Source organism: Aminobacter aminovorans (genome assembly GCF_900445235.1).
Taxonomy (GTDB): Bacteria; Pseudomonadota; Alphaproteobacteria; order Rhizobiales; family Rhizobiaceae; genus Aminobacter; species Aminobacter aminovorans.
Map to the genome: position 1 here is coordinate 4,165,540 of NZ_UFSM01000001.1, position 18,591 is coordinate 4,184,130.

Sequence of the window (18,591 nt, forward strand, 5' to 3'; positions counted from 1 at the left end):
AAGTTGCCGCTCGCTCTTCTCCCCAACGGGCAGAAGGTGGCCGCGCAGCGGTCGGATGAGGGGGCCGCAGCCGCCTACTCGGCGACGCCTTCCTCATATTCGGCCGACATGGTCAGCCACTTTTCCTCGTTCTGGGCGAGCTGGGCGCCGAGCTGCGAACGCTCCTTGGCCAGCTGCGTCGCCGTCGTCGGGTCCTTTTCATACAGCTTTGGATCGGCGAGCTGGTCCTCGATGCCGTCGATGCGCTTGCGGATGCGGTCCATCAGCGCCTCGGTGGCGCGGATTTCCTTGGCCAGCGGCTCCATCGCGGCGCGCCGCGCCGCGGCCTCGCGGCGCCTGTCGGCCTTCGACGCCTTGTCGGCCTCGCGCTCCTTGCGCCGGTCGCCCGACACGCCGGTTACCAGCGTCTTGTAGTCCTCGAGATCGCCGTCATAAGGATTGACCGCTCCATCCTTGACCAGCCACAGCCGGTCGGCCGTCGCCTCGAGCAGGTGGCGGTCGTGGGAAATCAGGATGACGGCGCCCGGAAACTCGTTGAGCGCCATGATCAACGCCTCGCGGCTGTCGATGTCGAGGTGGTTGGTCGGCTCGTCGAGGATGAACAGGTTCGGCCCGTCAAAGGCCGAAAGACCCATCAGCAGCCGCGCCTTCTCGCCACCGGACAGGTCCTTGGCGGCGGTGTTCATCTTTTCGGTCGGCAGGCCGAACTGGGCGACACGCGCCCTGACCTTCGATTCAGGCGCCTCCGGCATCAGCCGGCGGACATGCTCATAGGCGTTTTCCTCGGGCCGGAGATCGTCGAGCTGGTGCTGGGCGAAGATCGCCACCTTGAGCCCGGGCGCGATCGTCACCGAGCCGGTCTCGGCCTTGAGCCGGCCGGCCAGAAGCTTGGCGAAGGTCGACTTGCCGTTGCCGTTGGCGCCGAGGAGCGCGATGCGGTCGTCGGCGTCGATGCGCAAGGTCATCTTCTTGAGGATCGGCTTGTCGGCCTGGTAGCCGACGCTGACGCGGTCGAGCGCGACGATCGGCGAGGCCACGGTCTTGACCGGCTCGGGGAAGCTGAACGGGCGCACATTGTCTTCGATCAGTGCTGCGATCGGCTTCATCTTCTCCAGCGCCTTGATGCGCGACTGCGCCTGGCGTGCCTTGGACGCCTTGGCGCGGAAGCGGTCGACGAAGGACTGCAGGTGCTTGCGGGCCGCCTCCTGCTTGACGCGGCCCTTTTCCTGCAGCTCGCGCTGCTCGGCGATCTGGCGCTCGAACTGATCGTAGCCGCCGCGCCAGAAGGTCATCTTCTTCTGGTCGAGATGGACGATCGAATTGACGGCGCGGTTGAGCAGGTCGCGGTCGTGGCTGATCAGGAGCACGGTGTGCGGATATTTCGAGACATAGTTCTCGAGCCACAACGTGCCTTCGAGATCGAGATAGTTGGTCGGCTCGTCGAGCAGCAGAAGATCGGGCTCGGAAAACAGCACGGCGGCAAGCGCCACGCGCATGCGCCAGCCGCCGGAGAATGACGACGCCGGCCGCTTCTGCGCCTCGTCGTCGAAACCGAGGCCGGCGAGGATGGTGGCGGCGCGGGACTCGGCCGAATGGGCGTCGATGTCGGCAAGGCGGATGTGGATCTCGGCGATGCGGTGCGGGTCGGTGGCGCTCTGCTCCTCGGCGAGAAGGGCGCTGCGCTCGACATCGGCCTTGAGCACGATGTCGATCAGCGGCTCCTCGGTGCCGGGCGCTTCCTGCGCGACCTGGCCGATACGCGTGTTCTTGGGCAGGCTGATGCTGCCGGTTTCCGAGCTGAAGTCGCCGGTTATCGCCTTGAACAGCGTCGTCTTGCCGGTGCCGTTGCGGCCGACCAGGCCGGCCTTGGTGCCGGCAGGCAGGGTCAGCGACGCGTGGTCGAGAAGCAGGCGTCCGGCAATGCGGAGGGAAAGGTCATTGATGATGAGCATGGCGTGGCGGTTTTGGCCGAGAGTTGCCGATATGGCAAGAGCGCGCCGCGCCATTAGCGCGGACGCATGAGGGAAAGGGCCGCTGCCTGGCGATCAGGCGAAGGCCGGCCTGTGGCTGCGGTGCAGCGCTTCGCCTGCGATCTCGCCTGTCGCATCGATCGCCGCGCCGTCTGACCTTGCAGGCGGCGGCGCGGCGTGGCCGATGGCAAACAGCACGGCACTTCCGGCGGCCAGCATGGCAAACAGCATGAACATGCCCTGCCCGCCAAAGGCGCCCAGCGCCAGGCCGCCAAACAGCGGGCCGATGAAATTGCCGACCGAACTCAGCGAATGCGCGCCGAAATAGGCGCCGCGATTGCCGTCATTGGAGATCCTGTCGACAAGCACATATTCGGCCGGCACGACCAGCACCTCGCCGATGGTGAACAGCACCATGAAGCCGATCAGCATGGCGGCGTCGGTGGAGACGGCAAAGCCGAGTTCGCCGCCGAGGAACAAAAGGCAGCCGAGCACCATCGCCCGCAACGGCCCGATCCTCTCGATCACCAGACGCGCCGGTGCTGTGGCGAGCACCACCACGGCGGCGTTGGTGGTGACCAGCCAGGCGAAGATCTTCATGCCGTCTGCGACATTGGTGGTCAGATATTGCGACAAGGTCACCGACCACTGGCCATAGACCGCCATCAACAGCGTGCCGCCGCCGACATAAAACAAAAGCCGGCGGTCGCGCAAAGCGGCACCGAGCCGGCGCAGCCCGGGCGCCTGTTGCAGCGTGGCCTGTCCGGCGCGTTCGGCAAGCGCTGCCGGCACGACAGCGAAGATCGCCGCGGCAAAGACGAAATGCACAATGCCGGCAATGACGAAGGGCAAGGGCGAATTGGCGCCGATGGCCAGGCCGATCATCGGCCCGACCGCCCAGCCGGCATTGATGACGAGATAGCGCCACGAAAACATATTGAGCCGCAACTTTTCAGGCGCCGCATCGCTCATCAGCGCCCGCGACACCGGCTCGTAGACCGCAGCCGACACCGACGAGACGATATGCGCCAGCGCAAAGGCCGCGACCGATTGCGCCAGACCAAGGCCGACGAGGCCAAGCCCGGCAAACAGAAGTGCCGTCACCAGCACCACGCGGCGGCCGATGCGGTCCGAAATGGTGCCGGCAAACGGGCTTATGGCAGCGCCGAGCAACGGCCCGGTGCCGATCAGCACGCCGATCCATGCCGGGCTCAGGCCAAAATCGCCCTGCAGGCGGATGGCCAGGAAGGTCAGGCTCATGCCCCGGGCGATCGCCACCATGCCGGAACCGGCAATGAGCAACAGCACGATGGCCTGGCCGGTCTTGTCGCCGAATGCGCGCACGGAGGTCGATCCTGAAAAAGAGATGGCCTGAAACGAGGCAGGCTGCCGGCGCCCGGAGCGGGCAGAGCCACCATTGCCTCGTCTGGCCGATATCGTGATCGAAAACAAGGCAAGTCACGTTGCCCAGACGCACCTATCCGATGATCCAGACAGCTCATGACAAAGACCGGTCATTACAACAACCGGGGCGTCACACGTACCGGGTCGTCACACGTACCGGGTCGTCATACGTACCGGGTCGTCAGAGGTAGCGGGCCGGCTGCCGGCTGGAATCGAAACGGCCCGCAGATCGCGGGCCGTCCGAATTCTTTGCCTGATGTCAGCTTTGGCTGACGTCAGCGGCTGGCTGTGCGCAAAAGCTTGCACAGTTCGCGCAGGTCGCTCTCGAATGCACCCGGGTTGGACAGCACCATCTTGCAGCGCTTCACATAGGCAGCGACCTGGGCTTGCGACATGCCGCCGATGACGCCGGGGTTGATGCCGGGGCCGCCGGGGCCACCAGGACCACCCGGTCCGCCGGGACCGCCAGGACCGGCAATACCGGGTCCGCCGATGTTGACGCCGATATCGGCGAGCGTGTTGCCGCCGAGGCCGACATTGGCCTTGACGTCGGCCAGGCCCTTGTTACCGGCGACATTGGCGCTGGCATTTGCCGTCAGGCCCTTGTTGCCGCCGACAGAGGCATTGGCCTTGGCATCAGCCAGGCCCTTGCTGCCGCCGACATCGGCGTTGACGTCTGCATTGACGCCGCCCGAACCACCGACGGTTGCACCGACATCGACGCCAAGTCCTCTTGAATTGCTGTTGCCGATGTCGACAGAGACGCCGAGGCCCTTGCTACGGTCGCCGATGTCCAGGGCGCTGGCTGGCGCGCAGAGCGCCGCGAAAACGATACCACCCGCCAGTGTCTTGGCTATTGCCTTCGATATACTAGTCATGGATGTCTCCCTGTGGTTGCCGATCACAGCACCCAGCCACGAGACTGGCTGCTGACCTAGTAACGCACCCGCGTGTCAATAAGTTTCACATTCCCCCCAGACATCTTCAACTTTTTTACTGACCACCTGAATTGCGTTACATGCAACAGTAGACGATTGAATCCTTTTAATTATGTTGGCCAGAAGCATAAAATTTTATGCAACTTCAAGCGAATGCTCTGCCGTCTTCGGTGCGCTGGAAATAGATCAGGTCGAGAGCTACGGATGGGCGCCCGAGAACTGTCAGGATCATGTGCGCCTGGCCGCGATGATGCGTCTGGTGGTTGAAAAGATGCATCAGCGCCGGCGCCAGCCGCTGCGAGATGGTGCGCATGTCGGTGATGGTCATGTAGGTGAAGCGGCCGGCGAACGCCTTGTCGGCGAGCGAACCGATCCACTCGACGATGCGCCTGTCCTCGGCCTGGCGCGCAGCGCGCAATCTGGCGAAGTCGGCATGGATGATGGCGTCGAGCTGAGATGGCGCATCGCCCTCGCCGGTGAAACGCTTCAGCCAGACACGGTCGGCGACCAGCAGATGATTGAGCGTTCCCTTCATCGACTTGAAGACGGCGCCGGTGTCGCGCTCATAGTCTTGCGTTTCGAGCTCGGCTGCTGCGTCATAGACACGCTCGTTGGCCCATTGATTATACGCCGCCAACATCATGAAATGCTGTTTCATCCGATATTCCCTGAATGCTTCGAAAATCGTCTTCTTACTACAGCCCATCGGGAACAGCCGCCAATGACCATTCTCCTCTACGACCTCGTCGGCAGCGATATGGCGCGCCCGTTCAGCCCGCATTGCTGGAAGGTGGCGATGGCGCTGGAGCATAAGGGGCTCGAATACCGCACCGTGCCGACGCGTTTTCTCGACGTAGCGGCGGTCGAAGGCGGCATTTCCAAAACCGTGCCTGTCATCCGCGACGGCGATCATGTGGTCGCCGATTCCTTCGCCATCGCGCTCTATCTCGAACATGCCTATCCGGATCGTCCGTCGCTGTTTGCCGGCGCCGGCGGCGAGGCCCATGCCCGCTTCGTCGAGCGCTGGTCGCAGTTGACGATCCATCCCTATATCGGTGCTGCCGCGCTGACCGCCCTTCACGCCATGCAGGACGGGGCCAATGCCGCCTATTTCCGCGGCAGCCGGGAGCAGCGTTTCGGCAAGACGCTCGAAGAGGTGACGGCAGGGCGCGATGCCGGGCTCGCCAGCTTCAGGGCATCGCTCGAGCCGCTGCGCAGCATGCTTGCCTACCAGCCCTTTGTCGGCGGCGACGGTCCGCTGTTTGCCGACTACATCGTGTTCGGCGCGCTGCAATGGGCCCGCATCGCCATGCCCTACCGATTGCTCGACGACGCCGACCCGATCGCTGCCTGGTTTGGCCGCTGCCTCGCCCTGCATGGCGGCCTGGCTGCCCGCGTGGCTGCGGCGGCCTAGCCCCTTGGCAATGCGGCGGGCGGCCTGTATAGACCCCGCCACACTGCAAATCCCAGAGATCACAAGGACCAGACATGGCGATCGAACGCACATTTTCGATGATCAAGCCGGACGCAACCCGCCGCAACCTGACCGGCGCCATCACCAAGATGCTCGAAGACGCCGGCCTGCGCGTCGTCGCTTCGAAGCGCGTCTGGATGAGCCGTCGCGAGGCCGAAGGCTTCTACGCCGTCCACAAGGATCGCCCCTTCTTCGGCGAACTGGTCGAGTTCATGTCGTCGGCTCCGACGATCGTCCAGGTGCTCGAAGGCGAGAACGCCATTGCCAAGAACCGCGAAGTGATGGGCGCCACCAATCCGGCAAACGCTGCCGAAGGCACCATCCGCAAGGTCCATGCCCTGTCGATCGGCGAAAACTCGGTGCACGGCTCGGACGCTCCCGAGACCGCCGCTGAAGAGATCGCCTACTGGTTCTCGGGCACCGAAATCGTCGGCTGATCCGGCCGGCGAACAGCGGCTGACAAGTCGCTGATCCAGAATCGAAAAGCCGGGGTGGGAACGCCCCGGCTTTTTGTTTGGCCGCTGACATGTTTCCGCTTTTCTTCGGCGCGCTCACGTCCAGAGGCAACGCCGTCAAGGACGACCGCCGCATCTATTGCAAGACAAAGCGCTTCTGCTCTTGCTCGACACGTTCCGGTGGATGGCAACCTTTTGCCCAGCCATAGCTCATTGCGGTTCCACGAAACTTTCCCTGGAATTCGTCGACCGACCACTGGAGCAAGGCTCCTCGCCAGAACATGCCTGCCAGCTTCTTGCAGCCGAACCGGACACATCCGAGTTGCACGGTATCGGAAGGCCCACAGGTAAAGCCGGATGCCTGCAGCTTGCCGGCCAGGAGCGCCCGATTGCCGTTTGCTTCACTTGCCAGCTGGTCCACCCATTGCTCAAAATCGGCAACGCGAAGCGGCGGTTGATCGTCAGCCCTTGCTCCCGCCGCGCTGGCGAGGCAACACCAGGCAGACCCACACCGAATGATCAGCAACCGATAGATACGATATGTGTTCACGAGGCACTTCTCGTCTCGGTTCACAACCCGGCTTCATGCCCGCCAGACATTTCAATGGCTTGGCGGCATTGGCGACGAAACCGATTCAATCCGTTGTGAAATTGATTCAATCAGCCGCCGGCGCCGAAACGCAATATGTCCTTGCCGTCCTTGTCCGCCACCAGCAACTTGCCCTCAACGATCCTGAAGCTGGCAGCGCGCTCGAGTGCCTGGTGGAACCTGTGCTCCTGGTCCATCACCGCCTGCTCGCAGGCCATCTCGGTCGAGCCCATCTGGCCAAAGGCCACCTTGTCGCCGTCGACCTTGGCGCTGCCGAAGAAGCCGTTGCAGCCGCCGCGACCCGACACCTTGCCGTCCGTGCCGATGCGCAGCGTCGGCCTGGCCTTGTCATGCGCGGCTGCGCCGTCGATGTCCTCGGCAACCCAGTCGCGCTCAAAAATCGTGACCTCCGCGGTGGCGGCGGACTGGCGGACCATCTTGACCTCAATCGTCTGCGGTCCCGCCGTCAGCGGATCGAGCGTATGGCTGACGTCATTGATGAACCAGAGCTGGTCATCGACGCTGATGCGGGCCTGCAAGGCGTAGGTCATGTTGGTCTTGATCGCGGTGGGATCGAAGGGGATGGCAAACCTGATCGGCACCTGGCCTGCCGGATCGATCTTCTGCTCGCCGAGGATCCGGGCCGGCGCGTCGGCGAGCGAGACATCGGCAAGCTGTACCGAAAGCACCGCATTCGCAGGCAGGGCGATGCGCTCCCGATAGAGCACCTCGCCGGTGACCAGGGTATCGTCAGCCGTTGCCACGGCTGGAACCGCGAGCATGCCGACGACCAGCGGCATGAAGCCGAACATCACAAATTCCGCGAGCTTGCCGAGCAAGGCAGCCTCCCCGTTTCAGTTGTTGCCAGGGCGCGCGAGGCGCCGTCCATCTGTTCCCGAGACTGCGAAGCCGCGGGGCATCAGCGCCAAAACGGCAAAGGAATACGGTGGTTCGATGGCCGCCGAGAGCAATCGCGGCCGCTATCGATCAGGACTTCGCCCAGCGGGCAGCAGCGGCGTCGTCGCTTTCCTTGGCGTCGACCCAGCTGCCTTCGCTGCCGTCGATCAGGTGTTCCTTCTTCCAGAACGGGGCGCGCGACTTGAGATAGTCCATCAGGAAGCTTGCCGCCTCGAAGGCGGCCTGCCGGTGCCTGGAGGCAGCGACGACCAGCACGATGTTCTCGCCCGGCCTGATCTTGCCGAAGCGGTGGATGGCGGTGATGCCGGCCAGCGGCCAGCGCGCCAGCGCGTCGTTGGCGATGCGCGTGATCTCGGCCTCGGCCATGCCGGGATAATGTTCGAGTTCAAGTGCGGCCAGGCTGCCGGCCTCGTCGCGGCAGAGACCGGTGAAGGTGACGACCGCACCGACATCCGCCCTGCCCTGCGTCAACAGCGCGATCTCGGCGGCAACGTCGAAATCGGTCGCCTGGATGCGCACCATCGGCGCGACGGCCATCTGTTTCAGCCGCCCGTCATCGGCGGAAACAGCGCGATCTCACGCGCGCCGCCGATCGGCTCGCGGTGATCGACATGCTCCTGGTTGATCGCAACCCGGATCACCTCGGGGTGCTGCAGGGCGCTTTCGAATTCCTCGCCGCGCGACTTGAGCCACAGCAAAAGCTCCCGCACCGTCTTGACGTCGGCGGGCAGCTCGACCTCTTCTTCGGCCTTGCCGATGCGCTCGCGCACCCAGGCGAAATAGATGAGCTTGGTCATGGTCTCACTCGTCCATGATGTGCTTCAGGCCGGCGCGGAAATAGTCGTAGCCGGTATAGAGCGTCACCAGGGCTGCGATCCACAACAGCACGAGGCCGACCTGGGTGGTCAGCGGGAAGACCTTGTCGCCGGCCGGGCCGGCGAGCAGGAAGGCGATGGCCACCATCTGGATCGCCGTCTTCCACTTGGCAAGCTGGGTCACCGGCACGCTGACCTTCAGCGCGGCGAGATATTCACGCAGGCCCGAGACCAGGATCTCGCGGCACAGGATGATGATCGCCGCCCATAGCGACCAGCCGGCGATGCCGCCGCGATGGTCGGTATCGGCGGCAAGCAACAGCAGGCAGGTGGCGACAAGCAGCTTGTCGGCGATCGGATCGAGCATGCGGCCGATATTCGAGGTCTGCTTCCAGGCGCGCGCCAGGTAGCCGTCGAGATAGTCGGTGACGCTGGCGGCAATGAAGATGACGAGCGCGCTCCAGCGGGCGAAGTCGCTCGACTTCAACGTGCCCTCGAGGAAGAAGCACAATACGACCAGCGGCACGGCCACGATGCGCGCGTAGGTCAGCATGTTGGGCAGATTGAATGCGCGCTGGGCCATGGTGTCTTATGCTCTTTCGTCTGCCGTAGTGAAATCAGAACGGGGGCGTGGGGGTCAACTGTCTATCGATAGCCCGAGCGGACGCCGGACGACAATTCTCATGATCACCCATTATCGTGAAAATGGTTGTAAACAAGGCGCGCGATCGATTCCGAGATGCCCTCGACGGCCATCAGGTCGTCGACAGCCGCCCGGCTCACCGCCTTTGCGGTGCCGAAGGCCAGAAGCAGCGCGCGCTTGCGACTCGGCCCGATGCCGCCGATCTCGTCGAGCGGGTTCTTGACCATCTCCTTCTTGCGCCGTGCCCGGTGCGAACCGATGGCGAAGCGGTGCGCCTCGTCGCGCAGGCGCTGGACGAAATAGAGCACGGGGTCGCGCACCGGCAGCGAGAACGACTCCTTGCCCCTGACGAAGAAACGCTCGCGGCCCGCCTCGCGGTCCTGGCCCTTGGCGACGCCGATGGCAATGACGCGGTCCTCGATGCCGAGTTCGGCCAGCATGGCGCGCACCGCCGTCATCTGGCCCTGGCCGCCGTCGATGAGGATGACGTCGGGCCATGCCGGAAACGCCCCTGCATCCTCGATACCTGCATCCTCGATACCCGCATCCTGATCCATGGCGGCCGCTTCCACCGGCTGGTCGCCGCCATGCTCCTTGAGCAGGCGCGAAAAGCGGCGCGTCATCACTTCGCGCATCATGCCGAAGTCGTCGCCGGGGGTGATGTCGGTCGAGCGGATGTTGAACTTGCGGTACTGGTTCTTGACGAAGCCTTCGGGGCCGGCGACCACCATGCCGCCGACGGCATTGGTGCCCATGATGTGCGAGTTGTCGTAGACCTCGATGCGCACCGGCGGCTTGTCCAGCCCGAAGGTCTGGGCAAAGCCTTCGAGCAGCCGCGCCTGGGTCGACGTTTCCGCCAGCCTGCGGCCGAGCGCCTCGCGGGCGTTCTGCACGGCGTGGTCGACGATGTCCTTCTTCTCGCCGCGCTGCGGCACCGAGATCGCCACCTTGTGGCCGGCGCGGGTGGACAGCGCTTCGGCGAGCAGTTGCTGCTCCTCGACGGCATGCGACAAGAGGATCGCCCGCGGCGACGGCTTGTCGTCATAGAACTGGGCGAGGAACGAGCCGAGCACTTCGGCTGCCTCCAGCGACGGGTCGGCCTTGGGGAAATAGGCGCGGTTGCCCCAGTTCTGGCCGGTGCGGAAGAAGAACACCTGGATGCCGGTCTGCCCGCCCTCCTGATGGATGGCGAAGACATCGGCCTCGTCGATGGTCTGCGGGTTGATGCCCTGATGGCTCTGCACATGCGACAGCGCCGCCAGGCGGTCGCGATAGACGGCGGCGCGTTCGAAATCGAGATCCTCGGCCGCCTGCTGCATCTGGCCCGAAATCTCGGTCTTCACCTTCTGGCTGCGGCCGGAGAGGAAGTCCTTGGCCTCCTGCACCAGCTCGTCATAACCCTCGCGCGAAATCTCGCCGGTGCAAGGGGCCGCACAACGCTTGATCTGGAACAGCAGGCACGGCCGGGTGCGGTTGTCGAAGAACGAGTCGGTGCAGCTGCGCAGCAGGAAGGCGCGCTGCAGCGAGTTGATGGTGCGGCCGACCGCCTGCGCCGAGGCGAACGGCCCGAAATAGTCGCCGCCCTTGCGCGAGCGCGCGCCGCGATGCTTGTAGATGCCGGGCGCGGTGTGGTCGCTGGTCAGCATGATGTAGGGAAACGACTTGTCGTCGCGCATCAAGACGTTGAAGCGCGGCCTGAGGCGCTTGATCAGGTTTGCTTCGAGCAGCAGCGCCTCGATCTCGGTGCGGGTGACGACGAACTCCATCGTCGCCGTCTCGCGCACCATCTTGCCGATGCGGTTGGTGTGGAAGCGCCCCTGCGCATAGTTGGTGACGCGCTTCTTGAGGCTGCGCGCCTTGCCGACATACAGCACGTCGCCGGCGGCATTCATCATGCGGTAGACGCCGGGCGCATTGGGCAGCCGCTTGACCAGCGTCTGGATCACCTCGGCGCCGACCATGCCGTCGGCGTCGCTGGCATGCGCGGTCCAGTCTATGGCGGTGAAAGGCAGGTCCGGACCGGCCGAGACGACAATCTCTTCCGCCGCCTCGTCGTCATCGAGCTCTGCGTCGGGCATGTCTTCGGCAGCCTTGCCGCCCTTGCGGAGGCCGGTGCCGGTATCGGAATGGCGTGGACTCATTCCACCATGCCTGTCACGTCGGGCGTCTGCCAGGCAAGATGCTGTCCGCCGTCCAGCGCGATCATCTGGCCGGTCACCGACCGCGACTGCCAGAGATAGCGGATCGTCGCGCCGAATTCCGCCAGTGCCGGCCCGTGCTTGAGGATCAGCCCGTCGAGCTGGGCTGCAAAGGCGGCGGCATCCTGGCGCGAGCTCGGCAGCGTCGGGCCGGGTCCGATGGCATTGACGCGAATCCTAGGCGCCAGCGCCTGCGCCATCGTCCTGGTCGCCGCCCACATCGCCGCCTTCGACAGCGAATAGGAGAAATATTGCGGCGTCGGCTTGAGCACGCGCTGGTCGATCATGTTGACGATCAGGCCTTCGGCGCCCTCGGGCAGGGCCGCGGCGAAATTCTTGGCCAGCAATGCCGGCGTCTTCACATGCAGGGCGAAATGCCTGTCCCACACCTCCCAGCCGAAATCGGTGACCGAATCGACTTCGAAGGCCGACGCATTGTTGACCAGCAGCGAGATCGGCCCGAGCCTGGCTGCGGCATCGGCGACAAGGCCGTCCACCGACACCATGTCGGCGAGGTCGGCCTGGACGACGACGGCCCTGCCGCCGCCGGCATTGATGGTGGCGGCGAGATCGTCGGCGGCCTTGCGCGCATGGTTGCAATGGATGGCAACGCCAAAGCCATGCGCGGCAAGGTCTTCGACGATGGCGCGGCCGATGCGCTTGGCCCCACCCGTCACCAGCACGTTGCCTGCCATGTCAGCCATCCAGTCGTCCTCTCCTGCTATCCGCCAGCTTCCGCAAAGCCAGGCTTCGGCTACCTCTTGGTAACCTCTGTAAAAAGCCGTTCATCGATCTGGCGGCAATGTGGCGAATGCCTGCGATACCGCCCGAAAACCTGCCGGCGAAGCAGGCCGGCATGCGAGATATAGAACGCCCAATCCCTTGTACCAAGCGGCTTCAGGCAAATGGCTGGCAAAGCTCCTGACACGGCTGTTGCACGCATGCAACGTCACGCTTCAGCCTCATTTGCGCCGGGCAATCACCCAACTTCAGGTTCGGTTCAGCCGCATTTCGACACGACATTCGGAACTGTTCGGCGCCCAGCCCGTTTCTCCCCCCGGACGGGCTAGGGGCGCCAGTTAAAAAAGAGCCAGTGTGTAGTTGGCTTAAGGAGTAAAACAATGACTGCCATTCTCAAGCACGCTCGTCCGCTTGCAGCGGCGTTCGGCCTGGTCGCGCTGGCTTCGATGCCTTCGTTCGCTGCCGACGTCGTCATGGAAGAGCCGCCGGCACCTGCAGCGCCGATGGAACAGCCGCCCGTCAACACCTGGTCCGGCCCCTATGCCGGTGTGACGCTCGGCTACGGCTTCAGCGGCGAAGCTGACGCTGCCGGCAACAAGATCAGCACCAGCGGCTTCCTCGGCGGCGCTTTCGCTGGTTACAACTACCAGATGGAAAACTTCGTCCTCGGCGCTGAAGGCGACCTTGGCTACAGCGGCGTCGAAGGCGACAATGCCGGCACCTCGGTCAAGAACGGCTTCGAAGGCTCGCTGCGCGCCCGTCTCGGCTATGTCGTGACCCCTGACATCCTGCTCTACGCTACCGCTGGTGGCGCTGGCGCACAGGTCAAGGCAACGCAGGGCGGCATCGAAGACAAGAACACCATGCTCGGCTGGACTGCCGGCGTCGGCACCGACGTCAAGCTCACCGAGTCTGTCTTCGGCCGCGTCGAGTACCGCTACACCGACCTCGGCACCGACACCTTCGCGCTTGGCGCAGGCAACACCGAAATCTCGAACAAGGATCACCGCATCCAGTTCGGCGTCGGTATGAAGTTCTGATCTCCAGAGATCAGCACACACGAAAAAGCCGGGCTCACGCCCGGCTTTTTTGTTGGTTCCGGCTTTAGCCTCGTCGGGGCGCGCCCGGATGCTGAGGCCGTCGCAGCGATGGTCTTTCCGGGGACATGTTTACCGGCATGTTCCGGGCGAGGTCTTCCGGCTCCCGCGCCGGTCAGTTGACAACGCGCCCGCATCTTGATCGGCGCCTGGCAAAAGTCGTTGCCACCCGACAAGCCCATTGCCCGCAAGCTGGATGACATAGGCGAACAGCGTCTGCACCGCGCCATGATGCGCTCAGCATCCCGAGCGACCCGCTCCCGTTCAGCCTCAGCTGCTCGCCTCGCCCTCTCCTGCCTGATCTTGCGCATCATCGTCGCCAGGTCCGGCAAGCGGGCCGAAGATGCTTTCGAGTTGTTCGAGTTCATCACCACTCAGTTTCGTCAGGTCGACTGTTGGGATCGGGCCGCCGCGAGGGTGTGCTGAACCGATGCCAGCTTGGCGTGCATGTAGGGAGCGGCATCCTTTGCGATCGATGCAGCCTCGTCCCGCCGCTTCCCTTTGGCGTGCTCGCGCATGGCCGTCAGCATGACTTCCAGATGCGTCAGACCTTCGGCTGTAGCATTTGTCCGCAATTGCCAGGGTTCGCTTTGTAGCGGCTCCTGATTTGCGCCCTGCGCCCAACCTCTTGCTGCCGTGCGCCATGCTTGATTACCTTTGATTGAATTCAACCAACGTCGGGGGGGCACTTTGAGCCAGAACTGGTTTGCATGTTCGATCGCGATAGGAATGCACTTCGACGACCCGCTGGTTTTGCCGATCCACCTTTCAGCAGGCATTCATATTGAGAACTTACCTGACTGGGTTCGGACCGAGTCTGCTTTGGACTACCTACCGTGGAGAGAGAGACAACAGATACTGGACGACCCGCAGGTAGCGTTCACGACCGAGTACGAAGCGGAGGCTCTGGGCAGCCCCGACCCCGACTGGCGGGGAGACAATCCACGGACAATTCAGAGGACAATCGACGAGAAGTTCACCTTGGCCGCAATTGCCTTGTGGCTGGTCAAGCCATCTCGTTTGTCGTGCGGGCCCACATTGCACTTTAGCGCCCGTGGGGATTCTGATTCAATGCGCCAAGGTAGCTCGATTGCTAGAGTGCTCACCTCCGACGACGACATAGAGAACCAGCCGACCCTCGGCGATCTGAAGATGGCGGGAGCCTTGCTAGCTAAGATTCTCCATCTTGACCGGAAAGCAACGACTTGGTTTGCGCTCAGAATGCTTTTTCCAGCGCTACGCGAGCACCACTGGGAGACCCGTTTCCTATTGGAGTGGGTCGTTCTGGAAGCGCTTTTCGGCCCTGAATCAGCTGGTGAAACCACATACAGGCTTGCCCAACGGATTGGGCTTTTCATCGGAGACAATGCTGACGAAAAGAGGCATATCTTTGAGAATGTTAAGGAGGCCTACTCGTACCGATCCAAGGTCGTGCATGGGCGGAGGCTTGTCAAACTCAGTAAAGAAAAGTCCATGGAACTAACTAAGGCAACAGAAAAGACACTTCGCCGTGCCTTTATTAAGATTCTGTCTGAGCCCGAATTGATCGGCAAGTTCGATGGAAAGGGGCGGGACCCCTATCTGGACAGCCTATTGTTTCGATGACTAGTCGATGAATTTGCTGGGGCGATCACGGCTTTCTAGAACGTGGTCATGGTTCACCTGATGTCGGCTCGACAGGCGCTAACCGTCATGGGAGGATGAGCGCTCAATACTTGGAGGGGAAAATGGCAGACAGTTCAGTGGTTCACATCGGCGAGAACTCGCCTGAACATGTGGCGCTCCACTTGATGGAGGTCATTTCTCGCTTGGAGAAAAGGCCTCTTTATGCAGGCGACCCTAACCCCGCAGATCGAAAGTGGGTGCTGGAGACCTACGCCCAGTGTATCTCAACTGTTCGTAATGGGTTCTACAATCCCGATTGATCACCCCGCCCCGATTATTCGGGTGCCCTTTGATCTAGAACTTCAGGGAGTTGCCGGGGCTTGCCATCGCCGGCTCGCCAGTGATTGGCGTACGTCACCGAAGATATTTGTTCTGGGTCTAATTCTGCCTGATTTTCGGACACCAGATCAACGGCACTGTTCAACCGAACAAGATGCATTCGGTTGAGATCGTTCGCAATCTTTTGACAGATACGGTTACGGCTCGGCGCGGCGTTCTGACCCGCCGCGTTCCCGCGACAGAGACTTTGTCAGTAAATTGCATGATAATGTCCGCAGAAGAAGAGAGTGCCGGATGGCAGAAAACAGCGTGCGTTCAGCCGTCCCCAGCCCAGTTAAGCGTCAACTTCGACAAGAAGCTGGGTTTGGGTGCTGCGTATGCGGCAACCCAATTCTCCAGTACCACCACATCGTTGAGTGGGCAGACGAGAACCACAACCGGCCAGAAGACATGATGGCGCTTTGCCCGCTCCATCACGATCAAGCCACGAAAGGAGCATTTCCTGAAATCGAACAGCGGCAAGCAAAAGCTCAGCCGTGCAACGTGAGCAATGGCTTAGCAAAAGGACTATTAGCGGTTAGGCAATCCTATCCTGCAATCCAGCTTGGCTCTGTCATTGTCGTCAACGAGGGGGACGTCCTCGATATAGACGGGCAAGTCGTCTTGGGGATGGAAATCCGAGACGGTGCCATGCTGGTTTCAGCGAACCTTCGATCGCAGTCGAATGTGTCACTCTGTGTACTGGATCGAAACGAGTGGATTTCAGGCAACCCAATGGCGTGGGATATTGAAGCCGATTGGCAGAAGCTCACGATCAGAGAGCGCGCGGGTAGCATAAACCTGTCTATCAACGCCCAACGTATCCCGGCCTCCCTCACCGGTACTTTCTGGCTGAATGGACAGCGTTTCCAAATATCTGGAAACGGAATTGCAATGGACAAAGGAAGTGCACCCGGGGTTTCAATTGCTGAGCTTGCATTAGTCGGTATTTCGCTAAGAATTAACAACAGCAGTTTTTCTATCGACCACAACGGTGGAGGCGCGATCGTTTCCTGGCCAGATCGCCGCGAACGCCTTTGGAAGGCCGCCGCAGCATGGAAGAACATCTCTGCAAATCGCACTGGCTCGGACAGCGGCTAGTCCTTCACTTCATCGAACACTTCCGGCCCTACGTTGGCCGGCTTTTGCATCTGCTTCAGCGCAATGGCCGCTGCCTGTTCCTCAAGGCTTGGCTCCTACTCGGCGAGCTTGCCATACTCTTCGATGGCCGCCTCCCGGCAGTGAGCCGTCTTCAACGAAGGTGTTCACCAACGCATCGGACAGCACTATCACATCGAAGACCCGGGCCGCCCGATCAAATGCCCAAGATGCAAGGCGGCGTTCGGGTACATCGCATCTTACGGCGGGTAGCAGTCACCCCGCCCGCTTAACGGGTGCCCTTTGATCCAGAAGTTCAGGGAGGTGCCGGGGCCTGGCATCGGCGGCGCGCCAGCGAGCGCAACGGCAAGGTTTGACGTCGGAATAGGCAGATTTATCGAACTACATTGCCACAGAGTAGTCGAGGCTTGGCGTCGTTGGTTGGCTTCCCTGCCCCAGTATTCCGCTTTGCCCGAACCAGACGTCGAAGATCAGATACTGGCCTGCTCCCTTGGCGACGCCGCCATGCACAGGCATGGCCACTTCTCCTCATTCGAGTTTGATTTCCGCTGCCGTCGCTGGCACTAAGCGCAAACTTTCGCAGCGGGCCGCCTACATCGATGAAACAGCAAATCGTCAGCAGCATTTATGCCGGCCTGGGCAACCAGATGTTCCAGTTTGCCATGGGACGCGCCATGGCGCTGCGCAGCCAGAGCGCGCTTGTGCTCGACACCAGGTGGTTCGAGGCGTCGCCTTCGGTCACCTTCCGGCTCGGCCATTTCAACATCGGTCCGGCCGTGACCTCCGGCACGCTGCCGCCGCGGCGGAGGCAGGAGCGGCTGCGTTATTATCTCTGGCACGCATCGGGGCGGTTCCCGCATCGCGTCAAGGAGAACGGCCTCGGCTTCGACGCGACGATGCTCACCCCGCGCAGCAATCTCTGGCTCGACGGCTACTGGCAGTCTGAGCGCTATTTCGCCGACTGCGTCGACACGATCCGCAACGATCTGCGCATCGTCACGCCGCCCAGCGCCGAAAACGCCAGGCACCTCGCCGACATCGCCGCCTGTCCGGCGATCTCGCTGCATGTCCGGCGCGGCGACTATCTTTTGCCGGAAAACCAGGCGCTGTTTGCCGCCTGCTCGCAGCAATATTACGCAAAGGCCGTCGACCTGATGGCCTCGAAGATGCCGCAAGAGCCCGTCATCTACGTCTTCTCCGACGATCCCGGTTGGGCCCGCGACAACCTCTCCTTCCCGGTGGAGAAACGGGTGATGGGCCATAATGGCCGCGACGCCGACTATGAGGACATGCGCCTGATGAGCGCCTGCCGCCATCACATCATCGCCAATTCCAGCTTTTCCTGGTGGGGCGCCTGGCTCAACCCGGCGCCCGACAAGATCGTCATCGGGCCGGCGTCGTGGCTTGCCGATCCGTCCGCCAGCAATCCCGACATCCTGCCCGACAGCTGGCTGAAGCTGTCCAACCAGGCCTGAGCGCCAGGCCCGGGCAGAGGCGACCGGAAGCCGACCCGGCAGCACCTCAGCCTTGCGGGATGATCGCCTTGAGCTCCGGGAACTTCTCGTCGAAGCGGGCGGCCCAGCGCTTGAGGCGCGGGCGACCCTTCTCCCACTTGCCGGCAAAGCGCAGGTCGAGATAGCCGATCGCCGCCCTGAGCGCGATCTGGCCCGCGCTGATCGCCTTGGGCAGCTTCGGCGGGTTGGCATTGAGCAGGTCGAGCGCGCGCGTCGCCTTGGTCCACTGCTTGTCGATCCAGGGCTGGTGGACGATCTCCTCGGGACGTGCGCGGCGTTCGTAGACGATCGCCAGGAGGCAATCGCAGATGCCGTCGGCCAGTGCCTCCAAACGTTCCGCATCGAGCCGCTTTTCGGCATTGCGCGGGAACAGCTTGTTGCCGGAAAGCCGGTTCAGATACTGGGTGATGACGCGGCTGTCATAGATGCCCTCGCCCGCATCGGTGATCCAGACCGGGATCTTGCCGAGCGGATTGACGTCGGTCAGCATGGCCGGCTGCGGACCGGTCTCGACGGTGACGGATTCGACCGCGATGCCAACGTAAGCGGCCGCCATGCGGACCTTGCCGCTGTAGGGCGAAGCGGGAGAATAGAAGAGTTTCGGCATGGAGGTCCCCTTTGCGCCGGCGACCATAGCAGCACGCGCTGCCGCGGCAACACGGTGCCGGTAGAATCAGTGGCCAACAGAACCATCGGGCGGCAGATTCAGGCGGCCGGCAGAGCACGCCGCTGG

At 62.8% G+C, this 18,591-nt stretch carries 19 protein-coding genes; 7 read left to right on the plus strand and 12 right to left on the minus strand.

Features of this window, described 5'->3' with window-relative positions; translation table 11 throughout:
• Nucleotides 1–74 precede the first annotated feature (74 nt).
• The 4 genes from DY201_RS20560 to DY201_RS20575 all read right to left on the minus strand — a co-directional run bounded on the left by DY201_RS20560 (nt 75) and on the right by DY201_RS20575 (nt 4,970).
• Nucleotides 75–1,952 (minus strand): ABC-F family ATP-binding cassette domain-containing protein, encoded by a 1,878-nt coding sequence (locus tag DY201_RS20560; protein WP_115732817.1) that lies wholly within the window; start codon nt 1,950–1,952, stop codon nt 75–77.
• A 93-nt stretch (nt 1,953–2,045) separates the two neighbouring features.
• Entirely contained in the window at nt 2,046–3,314 is a 1,269-nt protein-coding gene (locus DY201_RS20565) for an MFS transporter (RefSeq protein WP_115732818.1), read from the minus strand.
• A 335-nt stretch (nt 3,315–3,649) separates the two neighbouring features.
• Nucleotides 3,650–4,252 carry a hypothetical protein gene (locus DY201_RS20570; RefSeq protein ID WP_115732819.1) on the minus strand — a complete coding sequence of 201 codons (603 nt, stop codon included), beginning with the start codon at nt 4,250–4,252 and terminating at the stop codon, nt 3,650–3,652.
• A 205-nt stretch (nt 4,253–4,457) separates the two neighbouring features.
• Nucleotides 4,458–4,970, minus strand: coding sequence for a DinB family protein (locus tag DY201_RS20575; RefSeq protein ID WP_115732820.1), 513 nt, complete (start codon nt 4,968–4,970; stop codon nt 4,458–4,460).
• 63 nt (nt 4,971–5,033) lie between these two features.
• Between DY201_RS20575 and DY201_RS20580 the strand changes: the two genes are divergently transcribed.
• Together DY201_RS20580 and ndk are read left to right on the plus strand one after the other, a co-directional pair.
• Nucleotides 5,034–5,726, plus strand: a complete 693-nt coding sequence (locus DY201_RS20580; protein ID WP_115732821.1) for a glutathione S-transferase family protein — start codon at nt 5,034–5,036, stop codon at nt 5,724–5,726.
• A gap of 74 nt (nt 5,727–5,800) precedes the next feature.
• Nucleotides 5,801–6,223 (plus strand): nucleoside-diphosphate kinase, encoded by a 423-nt coding sequence (gene ndk, locus DY201_RS20585; protein WP_115732822.1) that lies wholly within the window; start codon nt 5,801–5,803, stop codon nt 6,221–6,223.
• Between the two features lie 154 nt (nt 6,224–6,377).
• On the opposite strand, the gene DY201_RS20590 is transcribed toward ndk, so the two are convergent.
• From DY201_RS20590 to DY201_RS20620, 7 genes are all read right to left on the minus strand, one after another.
• Nucleotides 6,378–6,791, minus strand: a complete 414-nt coding sequence (locus DY201_RS20590) for a hypothetical protein (RefSeq protein WP_131922199.1) — start codon at nt 6,789–6,791, stop codon at nt 6,378–6,380.
• A gap of 110 nt (nt 6,792–6,901) precedes the next feature.
• Nucleotides 6,902–7,669, minus strand: coding sequence for a YbaY family lipoprotein (locus tag DY201_RS20595; RefSeq protein ID WP_115732824.1), 768 nt, complete (start codon nt 7,667–7,669; stop codon nt 6,902–6,904).
• A 148-nt stretch (nt 7,670–7,817) separates the two neighbouring features.
• On the minus strand, nt 7,818–8,285 hold the full coding sequence (locus DY201_RS20600; RefSeq protein WP_115732825.1) for a molybdenum cofactor biosynthesis protein MoaE: 468 nt from the start codon (nt 8,283–8,285) through the stop codon (nt 7,818–7,820).
• Between the two features lie 5 nt (nt 8,286–8,290).
• Nucleotides 8,291–8,545, minus strand: coding sequence for a molybdopterin converting factor subunit 1 (moaD, locus tag DY201_RS20605; RefSeq protein ID WP_115732826.1), 255 nt, complete (start codon nt 8,543–8,545; stop codon nt 8,291–8,293).
• 4 nt (nt 8,546–8,549) lie between these two features.
• Nucleotides 8,550–9,146: a CDP-diacylglycerol--glycerol-3-phosphate 3-phosphatidyltransferase gene (gene pgsA / locus DY201_RS20610; protein ID WP_115732827.1), complete on the minus strand. Its 597-nt coding sequence runs from the start codon at nt 9,144–9,146 to the stop codon at nt 8,550–8,552.
• A gap of 104 nt (nt 9,147–9,250) precedes the next feature.
• A complete protein-coding gene (gene uvrC / locus DY201_RS20615; protein ID WP_115732828.1) occupies nt 9,251–11,347 on the minus strand; it encodes an excinuclease ABC subunit UvrC in 2,097 nt (698 codons plus the stop codon).
• Nucleotides 11,344–12,108, minus strand: coding sequence for an SDR family oxidoreductase (locus DY201_RS20620; RefSeq protein ID WP_115732829.1), 765 nt, complete (start codon nt 12,106–12,108; stop codon nt 11,344–11,346). The genes uvrC and DY201_RS20620 overlap by 4 nt, the downstream gene beginning before the upstream one ends.
• 417 nt (nt 12,109–12,525) lie before the next feature.
• Between DY201_RS20620 and DY201_RS20625 the strand changes: the two genes are divergently transcribed.
• From DY201_RS20625 to DY201_RS20650, 5 genes are all read left to right on the plus strand, one after another.
• Nucleotides 12,526–13,185: an outer membrane protein gene (locus tag DY201_RS20625; protein ID WP_115732830.1), complete on the plus strand. Its 660-nt coding sequence runs from the start codon at nt 12,526–12,528 to the stop codon at nt 13,183–13,185.
• Nucleotides 13,186–13,380: 195 nt separating this feature from the next.
• The gene (locus DY201_RS29150) at nt 13,381–13,668 is read left to right on the plus strand and encodes a hypothetical protein (protein WP_165915784.1); all 288 of its coding nucleotides are present in this window, start codon (nt 13,381–13,383) and stop codon (nt 13,666–13,668) included.
• Nucleotides 13,669–13,932: 264 nt separating this feature from the next.
• Nucleotides 13,933–14,847 carry a HEPN domain-containing protein gene (locus DY201_RS20640; protein ID WP_131922200.1) on the plus strand — a complete coding sequence of 305 codons (915 nt, stop codon included), beginning with the start codon at nt 13,933–13,935 and terminating at the stop codon, nt 14,845–14,847.
• Between the two features lie 633 nt (nt 14,848–15,480).
• Complete coding sequence (locus DY201_RS20645; protein WP_131922202.1) at nt 15,481–16,326, plus strand: HNH endonuclease signature motif containing protein; 846 nt, start codon at nt 15,481–15,483, stop codon at nt 16,324–16,326.
• Nucleotides 16,327–16,943: 617 nt separating this feature from the next.
• Nucleotides 16,944–17,819, plus strand: a complete 876-nt coding sequence (locus DY201_RS20650; protein WP_115732834.1) for an alpha-1,2-fucosyltransferase — start codon at nt 16,944–16,946, stop codon at nt 17,817–17,819.
• 46 nt (nt 17,820–17,865) lie between these two features.
• Here DY201_RS20650 and DY201_RS20655 read toward each other — a convergent pair whose 3' ends face one another.
• A complete protein-coding gene (locus DY201_RS20655) occupies nt 17,866–18,465 on the minus strand; it encodes a glutathione S-transferase family protein (protein WP_115733900.1) in 600 nt (199 codons plus the stop codon).
• Between the last annotated feature and the right edge of the window lie 126 nt (nt 18,466–18,591).

What these genes read in the sequence shown, in the direction of transcription:
- DY201_RS20560 (WP_115732817.1), bottom strand. Translation starts at nt 1,952, where the DNA reads ATGCTCATCATCAATGACCTTTCCCTCCGCATTGCCGGACGCCTGCTT.
- DY201_RS20570 (WP_115732819.1), bottom strand. Translation starts at nt 4,252, where the DNA reads ATGACTAGTATATCGAAGGCAATAGCCAAGACACTGGCGGGTGGTATC.
- DY201_RS20575 (WP_115732820.1), bottom strand. Translation starts at nt 4,970, where the DNA reads ATGAAACAGCATTTCATGATGTTGGCGGCGTATAATCAATGGGCCAAC.
- DY201_RS20580 (WP_115732821.1), top strand. Translation starts at nt 5,034, where the DNA reads ATGACCATTCTCCTCTACGACCTCGTCGGCAGCGATATGGCGCGCCCG.
- ndk (WP_115732822.1), top strand. Translation starts at nt 5,801, where the DNA reads ATGGCGATCGAACGCACATTTTCGATGATCAAGCCGGACGCAACCCGC.
- DY201_RS20600 (WP_115732825.1), bottom strand. Translation starts at nt 8,285, where the DNA reads ATGGCCGTCGCGCCGATGGTGCGCATCCAGGCGACCGATTTCGACGTT.
- moaD (WP_115732826.1), bottom strand. Translation starts at nt 8,545, where the DNA reads ATGACCAAGCTCATCTATTTCGCCTGGGTGCGCGAGCGCATCGGCAAG.
- pgsA (WP_115732827.1), bottom strand. Translation starts at nt 9,146, where the DNA reads ATGGCCCAGCGCGCATTCAATCTGCCCAACATGCTGACCTACGCGCGC.
- uvrC (WP_115732828.1), bottom strand. Translation starts at nt 11,347, where the DNA reads ATGAGTCCACGCCATTCCGATACCGGCACCGGCCTCCGCAAGGGCGGC.
- DY201_RS20620 (WP_115732829.1), bottom strand. Translation starts at nt 12,108, where the DNA reads ATGGCTGACATGGCAGGCAACGTGCTGGTGACGGGTGGGGCCAAGCGC.
- DY201_RS20625 (WP_115732830.1), top strand. Translation starts at nt 12,526, where the DNA reads ATGACTGCCATTCTCAAGCACGCTCGTCCGCTTGCAGCGGCGTTCGGC.
- DY201_RS20645 (WP_131922202.1), top strand. Translation starts at nt 15,481, where the DNA reads ATGGCAGAAAACAGCGTGCGTTCAGCCGTCCCCAGCCCAGTTAAGCGT.
- DY201_RS20650 (WP_115732834.1), top strand. Translation starts at nt 16,944, where the DNA reads ATGAAACAGCAAATCGTCAGCAGCATTTATGCCGGCCTGGGCAACCAG.
- DY201_RS20655 (WP_115733900.1), bottom strand. Translation starts at nt 18,465, where the DNA reads ATGCCGAAACTCTTCTATTCTCCCGCTTCGCCCTACAGCGGCAAGGTC.